The sequence below is a fragment of the Empedobacter sp. GD03865 genome, assembly GCF_029840775.1.
Classification (GTDB): domain Bacteria; phylum Bacteroidota; class Bacteroidia; order Flavobacteriales; family Weeksellaceae; genus Empedobacter; species Empedobacter falsenii_B.
The window spans coordinates 33,175-54,502 of sequence record NZ_JAOCDF010000025.1 but is presented as its reverse complement, the minus strand read 5'-3'; the positions used below and the strand labels follow the sequence as shown (position 1 = coordinate 54,502).

General features: G+C 32.1%; 16 protein-coding genes and 1 tRNA gene. 3 read left to right on the top strand and 14 right to left on the bottom strand.

Going from position 1 to position 21,328, the window contains the following annotated elements:
- Positions 1-33 precede the first annotated feature (33 nt).
- From N5D46_RS10255 to N5D46_RS10235, 5 genes are all read right to left on the bottom strand, one after another.
- Positions 34-107: transfer RNA gene (locus N5D46_RS10255), tRNA-Thr, on the bottom strand.
- 130 nt (positions 108-237) lie between these two features.
- Entirely contained in the window at positions 238-537 is a 300-nt protein-coding gene (gene raiA / locus N5D46_RS10250; protein ID WP_038331066.1) for a ribosome-associated translation inhibitor RaiA, read from the bottom strand.
- A 2-nt stretch (positions 538-539) separates the two neighbouring features.
- Complete coding sequence (locus tag N5D46_RS10245) at positions 540-1,439, bottom strand: tyrosine-type recombinase/integrase (RefSeq protein WP_114998855.1); 900 nt, start codon at positions 1,437-1,439, stop codon at positions 540-542.
- 83 nt (positions 1,440-1,522) lie between these two features.
- Positions 1,523-1,717: a 30S ribosomal protein S21 gene (gene rpsU, locus N5D46_RS10240; protein ID WP_038331168.1), complete on the bottom strand. Its 195-nt coding sequence runs from the start codon at positions 1,715-1,717 to the stop codon at positions 1,523-1,525.
- 68 nt (positions 1,718-1,785) lie between these two features.
- Positions 1,786-2,928 (bottom strand): acyl-CoA dehydrogenase family protein, encoded by a 1,143-nt coding sequence (locus N5D46_RS10235; RefSeq protein ID WP_280049898.1) that lies wholly within the window; start codon positions 2,926-2,928, stop codon positions 1,786-1,788.
- A 238-nt stretch (positions 2,929-3,166) separates the two neighbouring features.
- Between N5D46_RS10235 and N5D46_RS10230 the strand changes: the two genes are divergently transcribed.
- Positions 3,167-3,811 carry an OmpW family outer membrane protein gene (locus N5D46_RS10230; protein WP_280049897.1) on the top strand — a complete coding sequence of 215 codons (645 nt, stop codon included), beginning with the start codon at positions 3,167-3,169 and terminating at the stop codon, positions 3,809-3,811.
- Positions 3,812-3,890: 79 nt separating this feature from the next.
- On the opposite strand, the gene N5D46_RS10225 is transcribed toward N5D46_RS10230, so the two are convergent.
- The 6 genes from N5D46_RS10225 to N5D46_RS10200 form a co-directional block, all read right to left on the bottom strand.
- Complete coding sequence (locus N5D46_RS10225) at positions 3,891-4,421, bottom strand: hypothetical protein (RefSeq protein ID WP_280049896.1); 531 nt, start codon at positions 4,419-4,421, stop codon at positions 3,891-3,893.
- Between the two features lie 11 nt (positions 4,422-4,432).
- A complete protein-coding gene (locus N5D46_RS10220; protein WP_114998851.1) occupies positions 4,433-5,362 on the bottom strand; it encodes a cation diffusion facilitator family transporter in 930 nt (309 codons plus the stop codon).
- 58 nt (positions 5,363-5,420) lie between these two features.
- Positions 5,421-7,049: an L-glutamate gamma-semialdehyde dehydrogenase gene (pruA, locus tag N5D46_RS10215; protein WP_280049895.1), complete on the bottom strand. Its 1,629-nt coding sequence runs from the start codon at positions 7,047-7,049 to the stop codon at positions 5,421-5,423.
- 113 nt (positions 7,050-7,162) lie between these two features.
- Positions 7,163-7,882 carry a DUF1003 domain-containing protein gene (locus N5D46_RS10210; protein WP_280049894.1) on the bottom strand — a complete coding sequence of 240 codons (720 nt, stop codon included), beginning with the start codon at positions 7,880-7,882 and terminating at the stop codon, positions 7,163-7,165.
- Positions 7,883-7,948: 66 nt separating this feature from the next.
- Positions 7,949-10,510: a hypothetical protein gene (locus tag N5D46_RS10205; protein ID WP_280049893.1), complete on the bottom strand. Its 2,562-nt coding sequence runs from the start codon at positions 10,508-10,510 to the stop codon at positions 7,949-7,951.
- The gene (locus tag N5D46_RS10200; RefSeq protein ID WP_038331057.1) at positions 10,507-11,496 is read right to left on the bottom strand and encodes a hypothetical protein; all 990 of its coding nucleotides are present in this window, start codon (positions 11,494-11,496) and stop codon (positions 10,507-10,509) included. Before N5D46_RS10200 ends, N5D46_RS10205 begins: the two co-directional genes overlap by 4 nt.
- Before the next feature lie 100 nt (positions 11,497-11,596).
- Here N5D46_RS10200 and N5D46_RS10195 point away from each other — a divergent pair, with 100 nt between their 5' ends.
- Positions 11,597-11,956, top strand: a complete 360-nt coding sequence (locus N5D46_RS10195; protein ID WP_125349442.1) for a DUF2200 domain-containing protein — start codon at positions 11,597-11,599, stop codon at positions 11,954-11,956.
- 1 nt (position 11,957) lies between these two features.
- Here N5D46_RS10195 and N5D46_RS10190 read toward each other — a convergent pair whose 3' ends face one another.
- The 3 genes from N5D46_RS10190 to N5D46_RS10180 all read right to left on the bottom strand — a co-directional run bounded on the left by N5D46_RS10190 (position 11,958) and on the right by N5D46_RS10180 (position 18,376).
- Positions 11,958-14,645, bottom strand: coding sequence for a DEAD/DEAH box helicase family protein (locus N5D46_RS10190; protein ID WP_125349443.1), 2,688 nt, complete (start codon positions 14,643-14,645; stop codon positions 11,958-11,960).
- Positions 14,620-15,870, bottom strand: coding sequence for a type IX secretion system plug protein domain-containing protein (locus tag N5D46_RS10185; RefSeq protein WP_260391957.1), 1,251 nt, complete (start codon positions 15,868-15,870; stop codon positions 14,620-14,622). Before N5D46_RS10185 ends, N5D46_RS10190 begins: the two co-directional genes overlap by 26 nt.
- Before the next feature lie 91 nt (positions 15,871-15,961).
- Positions 15,962-18,376, bottom strand: a complete 2,415-nt coding sequence (locus tag N5D46_RS10180; RefSeq protein ID WP_280049892.1) for an alpha-ketoacid dehydrogenase subunit alpha/beta — start codon at positions 18,374-18,376, stop codon at positions 15,962-15,964.
- 120 nt (positions 18,377-18,496) lie between these two features.
- Here N5D46_RS10180 and N5D46_RS10175 point away from each other — a divergent pair, with 120 nt between their 5' ends.
- Positions 18,497-21,238, top strand: coding sequence for a pitrilysin family protein (locus N5D46_RS10175; RefSeq protein WP_125349445.1), 2,742 nt, complete (start codon positions 18,497-18,499; stop codon positions 21,236-21,238).
- Positions 21,239-21,328 lie beyond the last annotated feature (90 nt).

Sequence of the window (21,328 nt, the reverse complement as noted above, 5' to 3'; positions counted from 1 at the left end):
CCTTACTTTTTTTTTGTTCTTCTAAAAACTTTGAGCCGATAGAGGGACTCGAACCCACGACCTGCTGATTACAAATCAGCTGCTCTAGCCAGCTGAGCTACATCGGCATTTTTGTTTTTAAAATCGTTATTTAAAAGAACAGTCCGTTAAATATGTTTGTTTAACGGACTGCAAATTTACGTTGTTTTTTGAATTAACCAAATTTTTAGGTTCTTTTTTTAGTCAATTCGTTATTTTTTATCTTTCGCTAATTTTTTCTTTTTTTCTGATAATTAATTTTTTTAATGTATCTACCGCCAAATCAATACATTCCTCAAAAGACTGTCCTGTTTTACTCACAACAATGTCATCTCCTGGTACTTCTAACTTAATATCAACTGTCTTATTATTTTTTTCTGCAGTATTCTCTAATTTAAAAGAAACATTCGCTGCAATGATTTTGTCTGACAAAGTTTCTAATTTTTCTAATTTTTTCTCTAAATACTCCTCTAAACCTGGTTTAGTATTGAAGTTTACTGCTTGAAAGTTAATTGTCATAATTACTCTTTTTTGTTCTCACGCGGGTGAGCTTTGTTAAACACTTTTTTTAAATTTTCTATACTCCCATGTGTATAAATTTGAGTCGATGACAAACTTGAATGCCCTAAGATATCTTTTACCGCATTCAGATCTGCTCCGGAATCTAACATATGGGTCGCAAATGAATGCCTCAACATATGAGGACTTTTTTTATGTTTTACACTTATAAGACTAAGATAGTATTTTACTTTCGAATAAACAAGATTATCATACAAAGGTTTTCCTTTTTCTGTTACAAAAACATTCGTACATTGTAAGGTAATTTCATTATGTTTTCTGGTGTTATAATTCGCCAAATCATCTAATAGAAAGGTAGAAATAGGAATTATGCGTTCTTTGTTTCTTTTTCCAAGAACTTTTATAGAAAGTGTATTCGGATCGATATCATTTTCTTTCAAACCAATTAATTCGGCACGTCGAATCCCTGTTTGATACATTACATCAATCATTAATCGATCACGTAAACCTTCGAATGTATCTGGGAAAAACTCATCATTATTCAACAAATCATTCAGTTCTGCTTCTGTAAATGGCACCAAAACTTGTTTATTTTGTTTGAGTGAATGAATTTGTTCGATTGGATTAATGGTAAGATGATTTTCTTTGATCAGATATTTATAAAATGTTCGCAAAGCGCTTAATTTGCGATTAACCGTTTTCTCAGACTTTTCTAATTCTGATAAATGCATCACAAATGCACGAATATGATTTTTTGTTGCAAGTTGTATTTCTGACGAATTTTCTTCTTGTTGATAGAACTCAACAAAATCGTCCAAATCTCTTTTGTAGCTGGTGATTGTTAGCGTAGAATAGTTTTTCTCGAGCGCTAAATAATCTAAGAATAGTTGAATAAATTCCATAAAAAAAACCTATTCATCAAAGTTACAACTTTAATAAATAGGTCAACAGAAATTAATTTCTTTATATCGTTTAAAACGGCAATTTATGCTTCCTCCTTTTCGATTAAGGCTTGTTTGTAGATTGCTCTACTCATCTTAATTCTATTTGTAACAGAAGGTTTTGTAAATTGTTGACGTGCTCTTAACTGACGTACAACACCTGTTTTATCAAATTTTCTTTTGTATTTTTTTAGAGCTCTTTCGATTGACTCTCCGTCTTTTACTGGTATAATCAACATAATTTTATCTATTTCTTTTTGAGATGGCAAATATACAACTCTTTAGTAATTAAACAAATCGTTTTGTATTAATCTTTCAAAATATTTCTTCCAATCACTAATTTTTGGATCTCAGTTGTTCCTTCACCGATTGTACACAACTTAGAATCACGGTAGAATTTCTCTACTGGAAAATCTTTTGTATATCCGTATCCACCAAATATTTGAACTGCTTCATTCGAGATTTTAACACACGCTTCCGATGCATAATATTTTGCCATTGAACCTTCTGTCGTCATTGGTTTTTTATGATTTTTTAAATAAGATGCTTTACGAATTAATAATTCTGAAGCTTCGATTTCTGTAATCATTTCAGCCAATTTAAAGTTAATTGCTTGGAAATTTGCAATTGCAGTTCCAAATTGATGACGCTCTTGTGCATATTTCAATGCTGCTTTGTATGCTCCTTTCGCGATTCCTAAAGATAAAGCTGCAATCGAGATACGACCACCATCTAAAATCTTAAGTGCTTGCTTGAAACCATCACCAACATTTCCTAAACGATTTGCATCCGAAACACGTACGTTATCGAAGATTAACTCTGCCGTTTCCGAAGCACGCATTCCTAATTTATTTTCTTTTTTACCCGATGTAAAACCTGGCGTTCCTTTTTCTATTACAAAAGCTGTCGCGTTATTTTTAGCTCCTTTCTCTCCTGTTCTTGTCATCACAACCGCAACATCACCAGAAATTGCATGTGTAATAAAGTTTTTTGCTCCGTTAATCACCCATTCATCTCCATCTTTTACAGCTGTTGTAGACATTCCTCCTGCATCAGATCCTGTGTTGTGCTCTGTTAATCCCCAAGCACCAATCCATTCTGCTGTTGCTAATTTTGGTAACCAACGTTGTTTTTGTTCTTCGTTACCGAATTCTAAAATATGATTTGTACAAAGTGAATTATGTGCCGCTACAGACAAACCGATAGAAGGATCAACTTGTGAAATTTCATCTACAATTGATACATATTCATCATATGACAAACCACTTCCTCCATATTCTTCTGGAACAACGATTCCCATGAATCCCATTTTTCCAAGTTCTTTGAAAACTTCAACTGGAAAAGTTTGAGCTTCATCCCACTCCATTATATTCGGTTGAATGTATTGTTTTGCAAAATCTCTTGCCGATTGCGCGATTAATGATAAATTTTCATTTTCTAAGAAATCCATTTTTTTGAGTTTTTTTGTTTTTTTATGACTTTCCTCCAAAAGTAATAAATTTCTATTAAGTGAAAAGTTTTTCTTTTACGATTATTTTTACTCATTAAAAATAATTGACTATCAGCGTGTTTAAGTTAATAATATCCTTAAAAAAAACAAATGTTTAAAGTCATTTTCGGAAATGATATTTGACATTTTAATTCGGATGAATTAATCCGAATTTTGTTTCAGAAATAAAATAAACATTATGAAAAAAGGACTATTAATATTAGGAGCAATCCTTACATCAGCAATCTCATTTGGACAAGAAGCAGGTGAATTGCATATGCGCGTAAGAGCAACAGGTGTAGTTCCTATAGAAGATGCTAAAATTGAAGCTATAGGCGGAAATGTAGCGGTTACAAATAATCTTATTCCAGAAATCGACTTTACTTATTATATTACAAAAAATATCGCAGCCGAATTAATTTTAGGAACATCTAAACACGAAGTTGTTGCGGTAAATACTGCATTAGGAAATTTAGATTTGGGACGAGTAATGTTGTTACCTCCAACTCTTAATGTACAATATCATTTGTATCCAACCAAAAACCTAAAACCTTATGTTGGTGCAGGAATTAATTATACAATCTTCTATGATCAAGGGCAAGGAAAAGGTAGAAACGCAGCTGTAACTAGTGTAGATTACAAAAACAATGTAGGTTTCGGATTTCAATTAGGATTTGATTACAAAATCAATGATAAATTATACTGGAACGTAGATGTTAAAAAATTGTACTTGAATACTGACGTTACAGTTGGTGCAGCTTTAGACAAACAAGTTTATGTACCAGCAGATGTAGATCTTAATCCTTGGTTAATCAGTACTGGTATTGGTTTCAAACTATTCTAAAATCGACCTTTTATATATATTATGATTTTTTATTAACCAACTAAAAGATCAAAAAGAGAAGCAATAGCTTCTCTTTTTTTTATTTAAATTGACTTATATCAAAATATTGCTCATAAATAGGTTTCAATTCAGTCAAATCTGTACAAGGAGTTTGTTCTAATTTTCGAATTTCGATTCCCTTTTTATAATCACTTAGAATTTCCTTATAATTATTAATGTAACCATAAGCTCCTATTCCAATTTTCTTAAAATTTAAATCTTCATGTTTTATTACAGAAACTTTTTTGTTTGTGAAATAATTCTCATTTACATATAAAATATCGATTAAATCAATGCAATTACCTTCAAAACCTTCTGGAATTCTTCTTCCAAAAATATTATCATTCATCATAAAAGATATTCCGTAGAAAATTATATTATCCTCTTTAAAAATATCAATCACAACCGCTTTAATATTATCCTCAAACAAAATAATATCTCCAAATTTGAATTTTAAATCAGAATCATCAATCTTACCATAATTTGTTTCACTTACAGCATTATTCTCTGAAACTGATGGATTACAACAGAAAAATGAAAACAAAACAATGCAAATTCCAAAATATTTCATAAGATAAAATTTTACTCTTCCACTCTCTTATCTTCGATGTGATTTGTTCGAAAATATTCTCGAACCGAAACAAAAGTAGGTTCTATATGCACTAATACATCTTTTACTTGTGGCATTTTAGCTTGTACAGCATCTTTCAGATCATGACTAATTTTATGTCCTTCCACCACCGAAATCGTTCCATCGACTATTGCATGCAAATCCACATAATAATTCATTCCATTTTTGCGCACATTACATTTTTCAGTCGCCATAACACCAGGAACATGTGAAGCGATTTCTCTAATTTGCTCAATTTCATTTTCGTACAATTGCTCATCCATAATTTCTCCTAACGCAGGTCGAAGGATTTTGTATGCATTATATAAAATAAAACTTGAAGCAAAAAGCGCAGCAACATCATCTGCTGCCTCCCAACCTGGTCCCATTACCAACGAAATCGAAATTCCGATAAACGCCATTAATGATGTAATTGCATCCGAACGATGATGCCAAGCATCTGCTTTTAGAGAAGAACTATTGGTTTCTACACTTTTTCGCATTACATACTGAAACGATAATTCTTTGAATAAAATAATTCCTCCAAGAACTAACAATGTAAATGGTTTGGGTTGATGATGTGGTGTAATAATATTGGTAATACTTTCTTTTGCAATGATAATCGCAGAAACAATAAGGAAAGTAACCACTAAAAATGTGATTAACGCTTCTGCTTTTCCGTGTCCGTAAGGATGATTTTCATCTGCAGGTTTTGCAGAATACTTTAGTCCAAAGAAAACAAATATAGAAGAAAAAACATCTGCCGAAGACTCGATAGCATCTGCAATAAGTGCGTAAGAATTCCCAAAATAACCAGCCAAAAACTTAATTCCAGCCAAAGAAGCGTTTCCTACAATACTAAAAATCGAAGCTTTGATTGCTTTTTCCGAATTATCATTCATACCAAAAAAATAAGCCCTACAAATGTAAGGCTTATTCTAATTTTATATCTCGAAAATATTATTTTTCTAAGAAAGGGTATTTGTAATCTTTTGCAGGAACAAATGTTTCTTTGATTGTTTGAACAGAAGTCCAACGTAACAAGTTCATTGCAGAACCTGCTTTGTCATTTGTACCAGAAGCACGCGCTCCTCCAAATGGTTGTTGTCCTACAACTGCACCTGTTGGTTTGTCGTTGATGTAGAAGTTTCCACAAGCATTTTTCAATGCTTTAGCAGCTAATTCTACAGCAGCACGCTCTTTCGCGAAAATTGATCCTGTTAATGCGTAAACAGAAGTTTCGTCAACTAATTTTAAAGTTTCTTCGAATTCATTTTCATCATAAACATAAACTGATAATACAGGCCCGAAGATTTCTTCTACCATTGATTCATATTTAGGATTTGTTGCTTTGATAACTGTTGGTTGAACAAAATATCCAACTGAATCATCATAAGTACCACCTATTACAACTTCAGCTTCAGAAGATGCTTGTGCACGATCGATATATGCTTTAGATTTTTCGAAAGAGTTTTTATCGATAACCGCTGTCATGAAATTAGAGAAATCCTCTGGAGATCCTAATGTAACAGTTGCTAACATTTCTTTCATTTGTTTCTCAACTTCGCTCCATAAGTTAGATGGAATATAAGCACGAGAAGCAGCAGAACATTTTTGTCCTTGGTATTCAAACGCTCCACGAACTAAACCTACAGCAACTTCTGTTGGACAAGCTGATTTGTGAACCATTACGAAATCTTTTCCTCCTGTTTCTCCTACGATACGTGGATAAGTTCTGTAATTGTTGATGTTATCTCCAATTTGTTTCCATAAAGTATTGAAAACTTTTGTAGAACCTGTGAAGTGTAAACCTGCAAAATCTTTATGTTCTAAAACTGTTTTTGCAGTTTCTGCTCCATCAGTTAAGATCATGTTGATTACACCATCTGGTAAACCAGCTTTTTTGAACACTTCCATTGTTACTTTAGCAGCTAAAGTTTGTTTATCAGAAGGTTTCCAAACTACAACGTTCCCCATCAAAGCCATACAAGATGGTAAGTTACCAGCAATTGCAGTAAAGTTGAAAGGAGTAATTGCAAAAGTAAACCCTTCTAATGGACGATAATCTACACGATTCCAAATTCCAGGAGAAGAAATTGGTTGATCTGCATAAATTTCTGTCATGTATTGTACATTGAAACGTAAAAAGTCAATCAACTCACAAGCTGAATCAATTTCTGCTTGCATTGCATTTTTAGATTGACCAATCATTGTTGCAGCATTTATTTTTGCACGGTAAGGACCAGCAATCAAATCTGCAGCTTTCAAGAAAATTGCCGCTCTATCTTCCCAAGGCATTGCAACCCAAGCTTCTTTTGCAGCTAAAGCTGTATCAATCGCTTTTCTTACATCATCTTGTGTTCCTTCGTGGAAATAACCAACAACTTTTTGGTGGTCATGTGGAGGACGAATTTCTTTTTTATTTCCTGAAAAAATTTCTTCAGAACCAATGTATTGAGGAACTTCAGTTACCTCGTTAAACATTTTTTTGTAAGCGTCTAATAATTGCGCACGCTCTGGCGTACCAGGAGCATATGATTTCACCTCTTCGTTAACAGCGTGAGGAATTTGAGCAAATGATTTTGACATTTTGATTATTTTGTTTGTTTATACTTTTCAAAGTTCAAATTTAAGAAAAATAAATGGAAATGTTTCAGTTCAGATAATTAAGTCTTTTATCACTTTAAACATAAAATCATCCATTATTCTTCCTTTTTATTTTCTTTTTTATCTTTTGTATGAAGAATTTGATTTTCGATATTTTCTAAATATTGAATCTGCATTTCCTGTATTTCTAATAATTTCTTATTCTGATGAACCAATAAATGATCTATTTTTTCGCTTAATAATTTTATTTCCAGTTCGGCTTTCAAATTAATTTTATAATCATGTTCGGCTCTATCACGGTCTTTATCTTCTTGACGATTTTGACTCATCATAATAATTGGAGCTTGTATTGCTGCTAAACAAGACAAAATCAAATTGAGTAAAATAAATGGATAGGGATCAAAACCTTTGTTGTGCAACATCCAAAAATTAAGAAACATCCAAGCCAATAAGAAAATAAAAAACGAAATAATAAATGTCCAACTTCCTCCGAAAGACGCTACTTTATCTGCAATTCTATCGCCTGTTGTCAATGGCTTTGATGAATTTTCTTTTATATTCTCGGAAAGAATAGAATTATCACGAATTGCTTCTACTACATCTTGATCCAATTTTTCCATTTCACCTTTTTCTTGCGAAATCAAATTTGCAAAAAATTGACGACGATATTTGTTCAATATTTTTATCGAAACATAATCTTCTTCGGTAATTGCTGGATAATCTTGCTCAATCAATTTAAAAATTTCTTGCTGAATTTCTTTTCCTTTTACAGCTTCGTAGCGATTAATTGGTTTTTGAGTTACAAAACATTTCATAATAATCTATTTTAGTCAAAAATCACATAACAAAAAACGCTCCTAAAATTAGAAGCGTTTTAATTATTAAAAGTTATTCGTGTAATAATCGAAATATTTGCAATTTGATTTTATTTCTTGATATGTTTTCGTGTCCGAATATTGTTTCAAATTTTTAAAATTAGAACGATAATTTGCCACTTTAAACGCTAAAATTTTATCTTCGTTATCATATTGATTTTCGTACAAACGTTTCAACACAGGGTCTTTTGCATTATAAAATCTTCCTTGTTCATTCTTAGACAATGCAAACAAAATTTGCGCTTTCATTTCTTTGTCTTTTGTCGAATCAAATGCTTTTTTCAAATAATTTTCTGACGGCGTAAAATTATCTACGTAGTTTCCACCCCAACCGAAACTTTTGTAAAAGAAGTTGCTTGTCGCTTCATATTGATCACCATAATTATTAAATTTTGGTCCATTATCATTGTTTCGATCAAATGTCAACAAATAACGATAATAGCCTAAAGTCGTCGTATTGTAAAAGAAATTCACCAACAAATAATTCGCTTTTGCAGCTTCTTCGGTATTCTTCTTTGCTATTTTATTCAATTCAATCATCGCATTTGTCAATTCTAATTTTGACATTTTTGGTTTGATAAATTTGAATTCATTCAAATATGGTGTTGCGATCACTTGATTTTCGTCACAATTGAAACATTCAATCTTATTATATCCAAAGATTTTATTCGGAATATTATGATAACCATCAAACTGATTTTCTACCCAAGTTTTGCTTTCTTTTTCTGTTGTATAATCGTAATCATAAACAAAATAAGCACTTTCTGACGTGTGATATTTTTGATCAATCTTCTCAAATTCTTTTTTCGCCAAATCAAATTTCATTTCGCCTAAATACAATGTTCCTTTGAAATCGGCTAAATAATCTGATAATTTAAACTGAATTTCTTTTGATTTTTCTGTTCTCCAATCCCATGAACTCGATTTTACTTTTGCATTAATCAAATATTTTTCGAAAGCTGTTTTATTCGATTTTTTATCCAATTTATCTAAATCATTGATAATCGCCCAATCCGGATTTGAGCCTAATTGTGTAATTTCATTATGAATCAAAAATGCTTTTCCTTTGTCACCTTGCAAAAAATATCGATTTGCTAAAACATCTAAAATCACATTTTTCAAGTTCATTTTTTGATCATCTTCATCCGAATAACCATAGACATCTTCTGGTAATTTTGGATATTCATAATTCAAAATCGACGCATATTTTTGCATCAATTGATTCTCAAAACTATCTGTAATTTTCTTTTGTTCGAAAATTTCTAATAAAATTTCAATCACTTTTTTCTGTTGTTGAAATTCTTTCGAAGTTGAATTTACTTTTGCTAAATAATCCTTTGTTTCCGCAAAATTTTTGTTCAATAAATTCAAATATGCCACCGATAAATTCCAATATTCTTTGTCGTCAGCTTTTATCACTTGTGATTTTGCCAGAGCAATCAATTCATTGATCTGAACTTCATCTTTTGAATCTTCGGGGTTACTGTAATAATTGCCATTTGTTTTTACAGGCAAATATAAATCTGTATATTTTTTTCGTTCTTGAGAAGAATTCCAATAATAATCTTCAGGATTTTGTTGCAAATATTCGCGTTCAATTAAATTAATAGAACGTGCAAATAAGATTCTCGCTTGTGGAGCATTTACATCATTCGCAATAATTTTTTTGGCAGGAGCTAACGGATTCGAAAAATCATTGTAACCAATCAATAAATACAAATCATTTTTTTCTTGAATCGTTTTGGCATTGGCTAACATTTTCTCATAATTCAAATCTTCTGTCACGCGCATCGATTGATAAGCACTCATTTTTCGATCATTCGAATGAGAAAAAACTTCGAAAAAGTCATAATTCGCTTGAATATAATTTCCAAGTGCACGCTCCGCTCCACCTTTTTGATCTAACGCATAATAATACATCGAATTTTTGAGTCCTTGCGACGCCACATACATATTAAAATAATTGATAGCGTCTTTATATTCGTGGAAATAATGCGCAAAACGCACCAATTGATAACCATAACGAACTTTTAATTCTTTGTCCGTTTCCGCATTCCAACTTTTCTTTAGAACCTCAAGAACTTTTTTATAATTTAGATTATTGACATTTTTTTCTGGACGATCTACATACGACCATTCACCATTATCGATGTAATAAAAAGCCATGTAAGGCTCTAAATACTTGGCATACGACAAGTAAAGTAAACTTTGCTTATTCTTTTTTACCCAATCTGTTGTCGCAAAATTATAGTTCGTATTGGACGATTTTCCATTCTTTACCATCAAATCAATTTCTTGTTTCGATGCTTTAAAAACTAACTCAAATGCTTGCTGATAGCTAATTCCTAACGTTTTTTGCCAATCCAAAATATTCTCATTCTTTTGATTTGCATCCATCGTATAATATGGATTATCCAACGTCATCAAAAATGGTTGATATTGCGGAGCTTCGCTTAATGTTTGCGAAAAAAGATTGTAGTAATAATAATCTTCTCCGCCTCCATCTGCACAAGCAAATGCTTTGGTTAAACCAAAAGTTAAGCATAAAGTAAGTACTATTTTTTTCATAATTGTGTTGGTATTGTTTTCAAAAATTTTGAGTCTAAATGATAATAAATCAATCGATAATTGTAAGATAATTTTGTATCGATAAATGATTTTGCTTCAACTAATAATTCGGGAGAAATCATTTCAACTTTTATTGTAAAACCTTTGCTCACATAAAAATTTCGTACAAAAAAATCATCTTCCACTTCATAAAATCCATTTCTGATTTTCTTTACAGGTTTTCCTATCAAATCTTGCTCCGAAAAAGAATTGATTAATTTTATTTTTCCTTGATGATTTGTCAAAATTGCCCACGAATAAATTGGCAAAGCAACATCTAATTTGATTGGATAATCGTTCAAGTTTTTTAAATAATCTTTTGCTATTTTCAAATCTAAAATCGAATTATTTTCAGATTGATCAGTTGGATTTTCGGTTGCATAACACATCAAAACCATTTTATCCAAAGGCGGAACTCCTTCTTTGTCTTTAAATTTGACTTGATGCAAACGCAAAGTTGCCGAAAGTTTTTTTCCCGAAATATGTTTCAATTCCGACAAAAACATAAAATAATTCTCACGCGTAGATTTCGTCCAATCACAATCTATCTGAATTTCATTGAAACTTTTTAGATTTCCTCTTTCAGCCGTTTCACTCAAAAAATTATACACATCTTTTGCTAAAATTTTGACTTGATCTTTTGATGTATTCAGAAAAGTTTGATTGGTAATAAAAACCGTCGGAATATAATTGACATTGAGCTTCGTTGCATCAAAATTCTGAATAATTCCAACTGGAGAAATTTTATTCAACTTTTTATCCACATCAAAAAAACGAACATAAATATTTTCCACTTTTAGTGAATCAACCGCTTTTTTCTCTGTTTCATTCACCGAATAATTACTTCGCCAATAATAAAAATCAATTGGTGATTTTTTGGTTTCAGAAGTACATCCAACCAAACTAATTATCGTAAACAGTGTTAAAAATCTAAATAAAAATTTCATACTCAAATTTAACTCAAAATCTATAAATCACAATCGATGAAAATAGTGAGATTTTATCAAATTAATTGTCGAAATTTATCCTCTATAATATTCTTAAAAAATGAATGATAAAAATTTTCAGCGTGTAATCGAAATGTCTTTTGCGAGCGTTTATCCACATTATATCACGAAAGCAGAAAAGAAAAACCGAACAAAAACGGAAGTTGACGAAATTATTTTTTGGTTGACAGGTTATACTGAAAAAGATTTGGAAAAAATTTTAACGAATAAAACTAATTTTCAGGATTTTTTTGAAAATGCACCAAAGTTTAATCCAAATGCGGCTAAAATAAAAGGTGTAATTTGCGGCTATCGTGTGGAAGAAATTGAAAATCCATTGATGCAAAAAATTCGATATTTAGACAAATTAATCGATGAATTAGCCAAAGGAAAAACGATGGAAAAGATTTTGAGAAGTTAGATTATTTCCACTTTTTGATATGTTCAATTGGTTGCTTTAATTGAAAACTTAACGATTTTATTTTTGCTTTGATCAACTTTTTTCGTCCATAATAACTTCTTGTGTAATGCAATTCTGCATCGCCTACAAGTTGCAACCATTGTTGATGAAAATATTCAGCCTTTTTCTTGTGTTGACCAATAATTTCGGGAACCGAATGATAATCTCTTTGTTTGAAAAGCTTCATCAGCACACTTTTTCGTTCGATAAAATAACGTGGATTATCAATTGGATTTAAAATATTTTCGAGCGAATGTAAAAAAGTCGCCTTATCATAAGTTGTTGCCGACAATAAACTACACGAAATATTTCCCGATTTATCTACAGTTGTCAAAATATTTGTTTCTCGCAATTCATTAGACAATAAATTAAAATGTTGCAAAGTATTGAATAACGCAACAGCTATTTTCTGAAAATCTTTGGTGATATCTCTATATTGAATATAAAGTTTGATGTTTTTGTAAAAATTAACTCCGAAATACACAATTCCGACCGTTGAGAGAAAAATTATGGTTGAAAGAAAGCTTTTTTTCGACATCGAAAATAAAAGTGTTCGAATACTTTCTTCGAAAAAGAAAACGATAAAAGAGATGAATGAAAGAAGTAAACTTGTTGTTAAACTTTTTATCGACTTCGAATAATACAAATGTTTTGAGAAATCATATTCTTTTTCTCCGTCATAAAAATACTTTAATTCATTATCAATCTTTGTTCCTTCGGCAATAGAATTTGTCCAAGAATCTCTAATTTGAACATCATTTTTACTCCATTCTATCGTTTGCTGATTGTAATTTTCAATAGATTCCTCTGTAAATTGTTCAGGAAGATTCAGACGAGAAATACCATTCGAAATCGTGTTTTCTTTTTGCGAAATCCCAACAAAAGCCTCAAATCGTTGTCTCATTTTATCCAAATCTCCACCTCCATTTTGCGCAAACAAATCCAACGTAACCAAATGCCAAACGTTACTCACTTTATTTGGTTCTTCAGAATTCACACGAATCGCACGCCCACGCATCTGATTTGATGTTACAAAAGAACCTACATTACTCGCTAAAATCAAACTATTGATACTCGGCGCATCCCAACCTTCGCCCAAATAAGCGCGAGTTCCGACAATTATTTTGATAACACCTTTGTTAAATAATTTTGTTAAAACAGCCAATAAATTTCCTCTTGAATTATCTTCCGTAACAACTTCGAAAAAATTATCATCGAACATCACCGATTTAAACTGAATCGCTTCTGCTCTATCTTTGAACTGATAAATTATTTTTGGAAGAATTGTTTTCGAAACGATTACCATCGAACCTGTAATAATCGCAAGATGTGGAATTATTTCTGAATTTAGATTTCGAAGTTTTTCGAAAATTGGAAAAACGCCTAACTTTATTTTACTTGGTTCATTCTGTAAATTATCCGAATAAAATTCTTTTCGAATATAATCGGTCAAAATTACCATGTGCAACTTATCGCCCAAATGTTGGTATTCTGATTTTACAATTTCTGCAATACTATCAATCTTTTTTACACTATTTATCAGCGAATTTTTAACTTTTTGATTATAATGTAAAGTAACTTTTATCTGATCGATTGCTCCGATTCGTTTTAAATTCGTTAAAAATGGTTTCAAAAATTTCTCGTGTTCCAAATAAAATTCTTCATCTTTAAACAACAAATAATTGAACATACATTCTGCCCAATAATAATTGAAAGGCGGAAAATCTATCGTTTCGTTTTCTAATAAATCCAAATGCTGAAAATCCAATGGCGTATCAAACGATTTCAGATAAATCACAAAAGACGCATAGGCATCAAAATCTGCATAAATTTCGTCGAAACAACTTGCAGGCGTTTTGATAAAATCTAACATCAAAACAAATTCATACAAAGCTGTATTTTCTTTAACCTCTTGGAAAAAAGCTTCTACTTCTTCAAGGTTTTTGGAAATAATTTCACTCTCAAAATTTATGGGAAATGAACACAACAACAAATCTTGATGCGGACACAAATCTTTTTGTTTGACTAATTCTGGAATAGATATTTCGCAATCAATCGGACCACAAAAAGTGAGATAACGATTCCATTCTTCTTTCGCAACATCAAAAGGCGGCGTAGCAGTTAACGCCACAATCTTTGGTGATAATTCACTTTTGATTTTATTGAGACTTTTCCACCATTCATTTTTTAGATGATGCGCTTCATCTACAATCAAAGTTTTGACGTTATTTTCTTTTAATAATTGAATCAAAGATTGTTCGTCTTTTACCATCGAAGCATGTAATCCTTGATAAGTAGAAATGGTAAGAAATTTTGGTTGATGAATATCCATCGAAATCCAATCGACTTCCTGATTATCAAGAAAAAGCTCAATAAATCGATCTTTCCATTGATTACGAATCGCTAAAGTTGGCGCTAAAATAAGCGTAGGCTCATTAATTCGAAGCATTACTTCCAATCCCAAAACCGTTTTTCCAGAGCCAGGCGGTGCTACAATATTAAGATGCGCATCTTTTAAATGAAATTCTAATTCATCTAAAACACGCTGTTGATAATCGCGCCAAGAATACTTAAATTTTATTGGTTGGAAATTGAAAGTCATGATTGATAAAAAACTGAATGATTTATCTCCTCGAATTTCCAGTTCCATATCCCATTAACACATCGTATCGTTGTCCCCAAGGGCGATAGTAAAACAATGCTTGATATTGATTTTCGGTTTGCCAAAAACTTCCGCTCACATAACTTGGATCGATTTTGCCTGTTTTGGTATTTTTTACGACATATTGATAATTGTAATAACCTTGTTTCAAGAATAATTCGGTTACCCAAAATCCTGCATCGTCTTTTTCTAATTTCGAATTTTCATCAATTTCCCAATTATTAAAAGCTCCTACAACATACGGAACGTATAATCCATTTTGATCTTCGAAAGCGTCTAACGCAAAATAAACCCACGAATAATCTGCTTCAGAATTTGCTGCATATTCGTTTCCATAACGGTTATTTCGGATATAAAAATTACCATTAATGTCTGGATAATCATCATAAGGTAGATTATATTTCGGAATATCTGCACGCAAAACAGTGTGATAAACACTATCTTTTCTGAATGTTTTTTCTGTTGTTAAACTCGGAACTTCTAAATTTTTGTTATCAAACCAATTGTATTCGGCACCACCGTCAAACAAAATATTGGTATCATTATATGTTAATTGATTTGGACGAGAAAAAGATGGTCGATTGATAAAATAACCTTCGTTCCAATTGTTATTTTTCATCAAAAATAATCTTGCGCCATCAGGAACTTCAGTTAAATTTTGTGTTCCACTTGAAACTTGAACTTGCAAACGCTGATTCAATTCTTTTACGGTTGGATTATTGTAACGAGAAACCATCACACCAACATCCGCAATTGGTTGATAAACGGCAAAACGTTTCGTGAAAATTGGGTTTGAATCATTTTCTAAATACACTTTTAACACATAATTTCCAGGTAATTTTACATTCATTTGATCATTCGGAAATTGAATTTGATAATTGGTATATTTTTGATACGTATTGAATGAATTCTTATATGTTCGCGCATAATCAGCATTAACACCATTTAAAAATTCGGTTTGAAAAATATTCGATTCTGACCAATCTGCATTTCTGTGTTCAATAGAATATTGATAACGCTTATAACCTGCACTGATATCATCAAAAAGAAAAATTAATCTTTCGCTAGAACCTAACTTGACAACGGGTGTATTATCGTTTGTTTGCGGATTAAAAACTTGAACCGTCTTGATATTCTTTGGAGGAATTATATCCTGAAATTGTCCAAAAAGAACAGAAGTCAATAGACAAAGTATGATCGAATAAAATTTCATTTTCATTATAATTTTGATTGTTAAAAATACAAAAAAAGCGCATGCTTTTTTTGAAAAAGACATACGCTTATATAACTCTAAAATTTATTTTTTAGTGCAAAGCAGGAAACTCATTTGGTTTCGCTTCGCGCATTAATTCATAAACTTGTTCTGTAATATCATCAACAGAAGGTTTTGAGAAATAATCTCCATCAGTCGCATACGCAGGACGGTGAGCTTTCGCTGTAATCGTTAATGGTGCGCTATCTAATGTGAAATATCCTCCTTGTTTCTCGATAATTTCTTGTAACAAGAATGCACTTGCTCCACCCGGAACATCTTCATCAACAATAACTAAACGATTCGTTTTGTTCAAACTTTTCGCAACATCTGCATTGATATCGAAAGGCAATAAAGATTGTGCATCAATTACTTCAACAGAAATACCTAATTGCTCCAATTCTTTCGCTGCATCCATCACAATTCTCCAAGTAGAACCATATGTTAACAACGTTACATCTTTTCCTTCTTTTGTAATTTCTACTTCACCAATTGGCGTTGTAAATTCACCGATATTAGTTGGTGCAGGCTCTTTCAGACGATAACCGTTCAAACTTTCTACAACAATTGCTGGCTCATCTGCTTGCATCAATGTATTGTAAAAACCTGCGGCTTTTGTTAAATCACGCGGAACTAAAACATTCACGCCACGAACCAAATTTAAGATTCCTCCCATTGGCGAACCTGAATGCCAAACACCTTCTAAACGGTGACCGCGCGTTCTGATAATCACAGGCGCTTTTTGACCTCCATTCGAACGATAAAGCACAGTTGCCAAATCATCAGAAATTCCTTGTAAGCAATAAAGGATATAATCTAAATATTGAATTTCTGCAATTGGACGTAAACCACGCATCGCCAAACCAATTCCTTGACCAAGAATTGTTGCTTCGCGAATTCCTGTATCCGAAATACGATCGATTCCATATTTTGCTTGAAGACCTTCTAAACCTTGGTTTACATCACCAATATTTCCCGCATCTTCACCAAAAACTAATGCCTTTGGATATTTTTCGAAAATTTTATCGAAGTTATCACGTACAATTACACGACCATCTTCTAATGTTGGATTTTCTCCAAACTCAGGTTTTACTTGCGGAACTTGTGTTGCTGTACCTGAAACTAATTTAGTCGAATAAATTTCTTCTTCGCGTTTCATTTTAACATCTAACCAAGAAATTAATTCAGTTTTTGAAGCTAAATTTTCTGAACGAGTTAAACGAATTACTTTACGAACAGCTCCATAAACATCACGTTTAAAAGGGCTTTTCTTTGATTTTAGATTACTAATTTCAATGTTGATAAAAGCTCCGTTTGCACTTTCTGAAGCAACTTTCGTCAATAATTCTAATGCTTCATTTTTCAAATCCAAAATTGGATTCAAATAATCGTCCCAACATTGTTTTTGAGAAGCTTTTACTTCAGCTTTTACTTCAGCTTCTAATTGATCCAACTCTTCCGCAGAAATAATTGCTTCTGAATGATCTGCAAATGCTAAAATATATTCACGGAATTTTGTGATTCCATCAAATTCTTTTTCCCACATCAAACGCTCCTCTGATTTGTAACGCTCGTGCGAACCAGAAGTCGAGTGACCTTGCGGTTGCGTACATTCTTGCACGTGTACAATACACGGAATGTGATGCTCACGCGCAAATCTTTCTGCACGTGTATACGCTTCAATCAAAGCAGGATAATCCCACGCTTTTACAGTAATAATTTCGTAACCTCTTTCCTCTTCCGTTCTTCCGAAACCTGATAATAATTCAGAAAGATTCGATTTTGTGCGTTGAAATTTAGCTGGTACAGAAATTCCGTAACCATCGTCCCAAATAGAAACAACCATTGGCACTTGCAAAACTCCACCTGCATTTATCGTTTCCCAAAAATGACCTTCAGAAGTACTTGCGTCACCAATTGTTCCGAAAGCAATTTCATTTCCGTTTACAGAAAATTGTTGATCTTCGTCTGATTGAGGAACATTTCTAAAATATTTTGAAGCTTGTGCTAAACCTAATAAACGTGGCATTTGACCAGCTGTTGGAGAAATATCTGCACTCGAATTTTTTTGCTCTGTTAATTTTTTCCAAGAACCATCTTCGTTTAAAGAACGTGTTCCGAAATGAGATGTCATTTGACGACCTCCTGATGAAGGTTCTTTTTCTAAATCTGTTAAAGCGTATAATTGTGCAAAAAATTGTTCAACTGTTAATTGACCAATTGCGAACATAAATGTTTGATCGCGGTAGTATCCAGAACGGAAATCTCCATTTTTGAATACTTTTGCCATTGCAATTTGTGGTAATTCTTTTCCATCACCAAAAATTCCAAATTTTGCTTTCCCAGTAAGTACTTCTCTTCTCCCTAAAAGACTTACTTCGCGAGACATAAAAGCCGTCTTGTAATCATTAATGATTTGACTTTTAAACTCTTCGAAAGTAATTTTATTTACCTCTTTTGTTTCCATTTCTTTTGTTTGTTGCATCACAAATTTAACAAAAGATTTGTAACTTACACCATACAATTTGCGTCTAACGAATAGATTATAGAATTGTATCATCCAATTAATAACTATAAAAATAAATACATGAAAAAAACTTTACTGAGTATTTGTCTGGTTTTTGCCTTTGCAAATTCACCTTACTTAATGGCTCAAACGAAATCTGGAAGCGCAACTTTTGTGACGCAAGTAGAAGGAATTAAGGAATACAAACTACCAAATGGATTACAAGTTTTATTGGTTCCTGATCAATCGCAAAGTAATGTTGTGGTTAACATTGTGTACAATGTTGGATCTAAACATGAAGGTTATGGCGAAAAAGGAATGGCGCACTTGTTAGAACATATGTTGTTTAAATCAACAAAAAACTTAGGCGATATCAAGAAAATGTTATCTGACAAAGGTGGACGCGCAAATGGAACAACATATTATGATCGTACAAATTATTACGAAGTTTTCCCATCAAGCGACGAAAATTTACGTTGGAGTTTGGAAATGGAAGCTGATCGAATGATTAATGCAACCATTAAACAAGAAGATTTGGACAAAGAGTTTTCAGTTGTGCGTAATGAATTTGAAATTGGTGAAAATGATCCTTCAAGTGTTTTAATGGAACGCGTTATTTCTGCTGGCTATTTATGGCACAATTACGGAAAATCTACCATTGGATCTAAAGAAGATATTGAGCGTGTAAAAACACCACAGTTGCGCAAATTCTACGAAAAATATTATCAACCAGATAATGCAACTTTAATTATTGCTGGAAAATTTGACGAAAAAAAAACAATGGAATATGTGAATCAGTATTTTGCTTCGATTCCAAAACCAACTCGTGTTTTAGACGAAATTTTAACAGTTGAGCCAGCGCAAGATGGTGAAAAATTTGTTGAAGTAAAACGTGCAGGAGATTCACAATCTGTTGGTGTAATGTATCACGTTGCAGCATATAGCGATAAAGATTATGCAGCAATTGATGTTTTAAATAATATTTTAACTTCAGATCCTTCGGGATATTTGTACAAATCTTTAGTTGACACACACAAAATTGCTTCAATTTGGGCGTATAGTCCAGAAGTTCGTGATGCAAGTTTCTTCTATATCGGAACTGAAATTCCAAAAGAGAAAAACATCGAACAAACGAAAAATGATATTCGTGCAGAATTAGACAAAGTTGCTACAATTAATTATACTGATCAAGATGTACAACGTGCGAAAGCAAGTATTGTGAAAAACATCGAAAATCAAAAAAATAATACGATTAATTATGCCATTGGTTTAACAGAAATTGTTGGTGCGGGTGATTATCGTTTAGGTTTCTTATACCGCGATAATATCGAAAAAGTAACCAAAGAAGATGTAAAACGTGTAGCTGAAAAATATTTTAAAGCGAATAATAGAACAGTTGGAACTTTTATTCCGACAAAAGATGAAATTCGTGTAAAACCAGCTGAATTAACGAATAAACAGATTACAGAATTAGTTTCGAATTACAAAGGTCGTGCAGTTGAGAAAGAAGCAAAACCATTTGAAGCTTCAATCAAAAACTTAAAAGCTCATTATGCAGAAGGAAAATTGAACAATGGTCTAAAATATGGAATCATCGACAAAGAAATTAAAGGTGAAAAAGTAATTCTTTCATTTAATTTACCTGTTTCGAATGAAAAAGATTTGGCAAACAAAGGAATGATCGGTCAATTAACGGCTGAATTGTTAATGTCTGGAACGAAGAATTTAACAAAAGAACAAATCAAAGATCAATTAGATGCTTTAAAATCTTCGGTTGGATTTAGATTTGGAGGACAAAATTTATCTGTAACAATTAATACGTACAAAAATTCATTAGACAAAACAATGGATATCGTGCGTCAAATCATTACAGAACCAACTTTTCCTGAAGCTGAATTAGCAAAATCTGTAAATGAATACACAACATATTTAGATGCAAATACAAACGATCCGCAAGCATTAGCCTTCAACGAAATTAGTCGTTTAACATCTAATTATCCTAAATCTTCTATTTTTTATACAGCTTCTTTTGCTGAAACAAAAGATGATTTAAAGAAAATCAAACAAGCTGATTTAGTTGATTTTTATAAAAATATTTTAGGTGCACAAAATGGTGTTGTTTCTATTATTGGAACAAATGACAAAGCGAAAGTTGAAAAATTATTAAACGATACTTTTGGTAAATGGAATAGCAAATCGAAGTACGAAAAAGCGTATCCAACTTTTACAGCAACGAAAAAAGAGGATAAACTTTATAACATTCCAGACAAAGAAAATGCTGCTGCAGTTGGGTCAATTAACTTCAAAATGAATCGTGAAAGTGCTGATTACGCCGCAATGGTTATGGCAAATGAAATGATTGGAAGTGGAGGATTTTTATCTGCTCGTATTCCAATGCGATTAAGAGAAAAAGAAGGAATCAGCTATGGTGCAGGTTCATATGTTTCGATTCCAAACGATCCTAAAAACGATGTAGCTTCTTGGGGATATTATGCATTCTTGAATCCAACAAAACGTGAAGCGGTTGAAAAAGCATTGAAAGAAGAAGTTGCAAAAGCATTGAAAGATGGTTTCACAGCGGACGAATTGAAAACAAATATTGTAAGTTGGAAAAACGGTCGTACAACTTCTTTGGGAACTGACGGAACTTTGTTAGGCTTATCGAATGGTTATTTATTGAATGGAATTACGTTTGATGAATTCGATAATTTAGAGAAAAAAGTAGATGCATTGAATGTAAACCAAGTGAACGAGGTTTTCAAAAAGTACATTTCTTTGGACAAATTGACTTCTGTTTACACAGGAACTTTTGATAAAAAGTAAATACAATTCATCAAAATAGAAAGAAAGCTTCAGATTATTCTGGAGCTTTTTTTATGATTTATTTAGAATAAAATTCTGCATGATTATTCA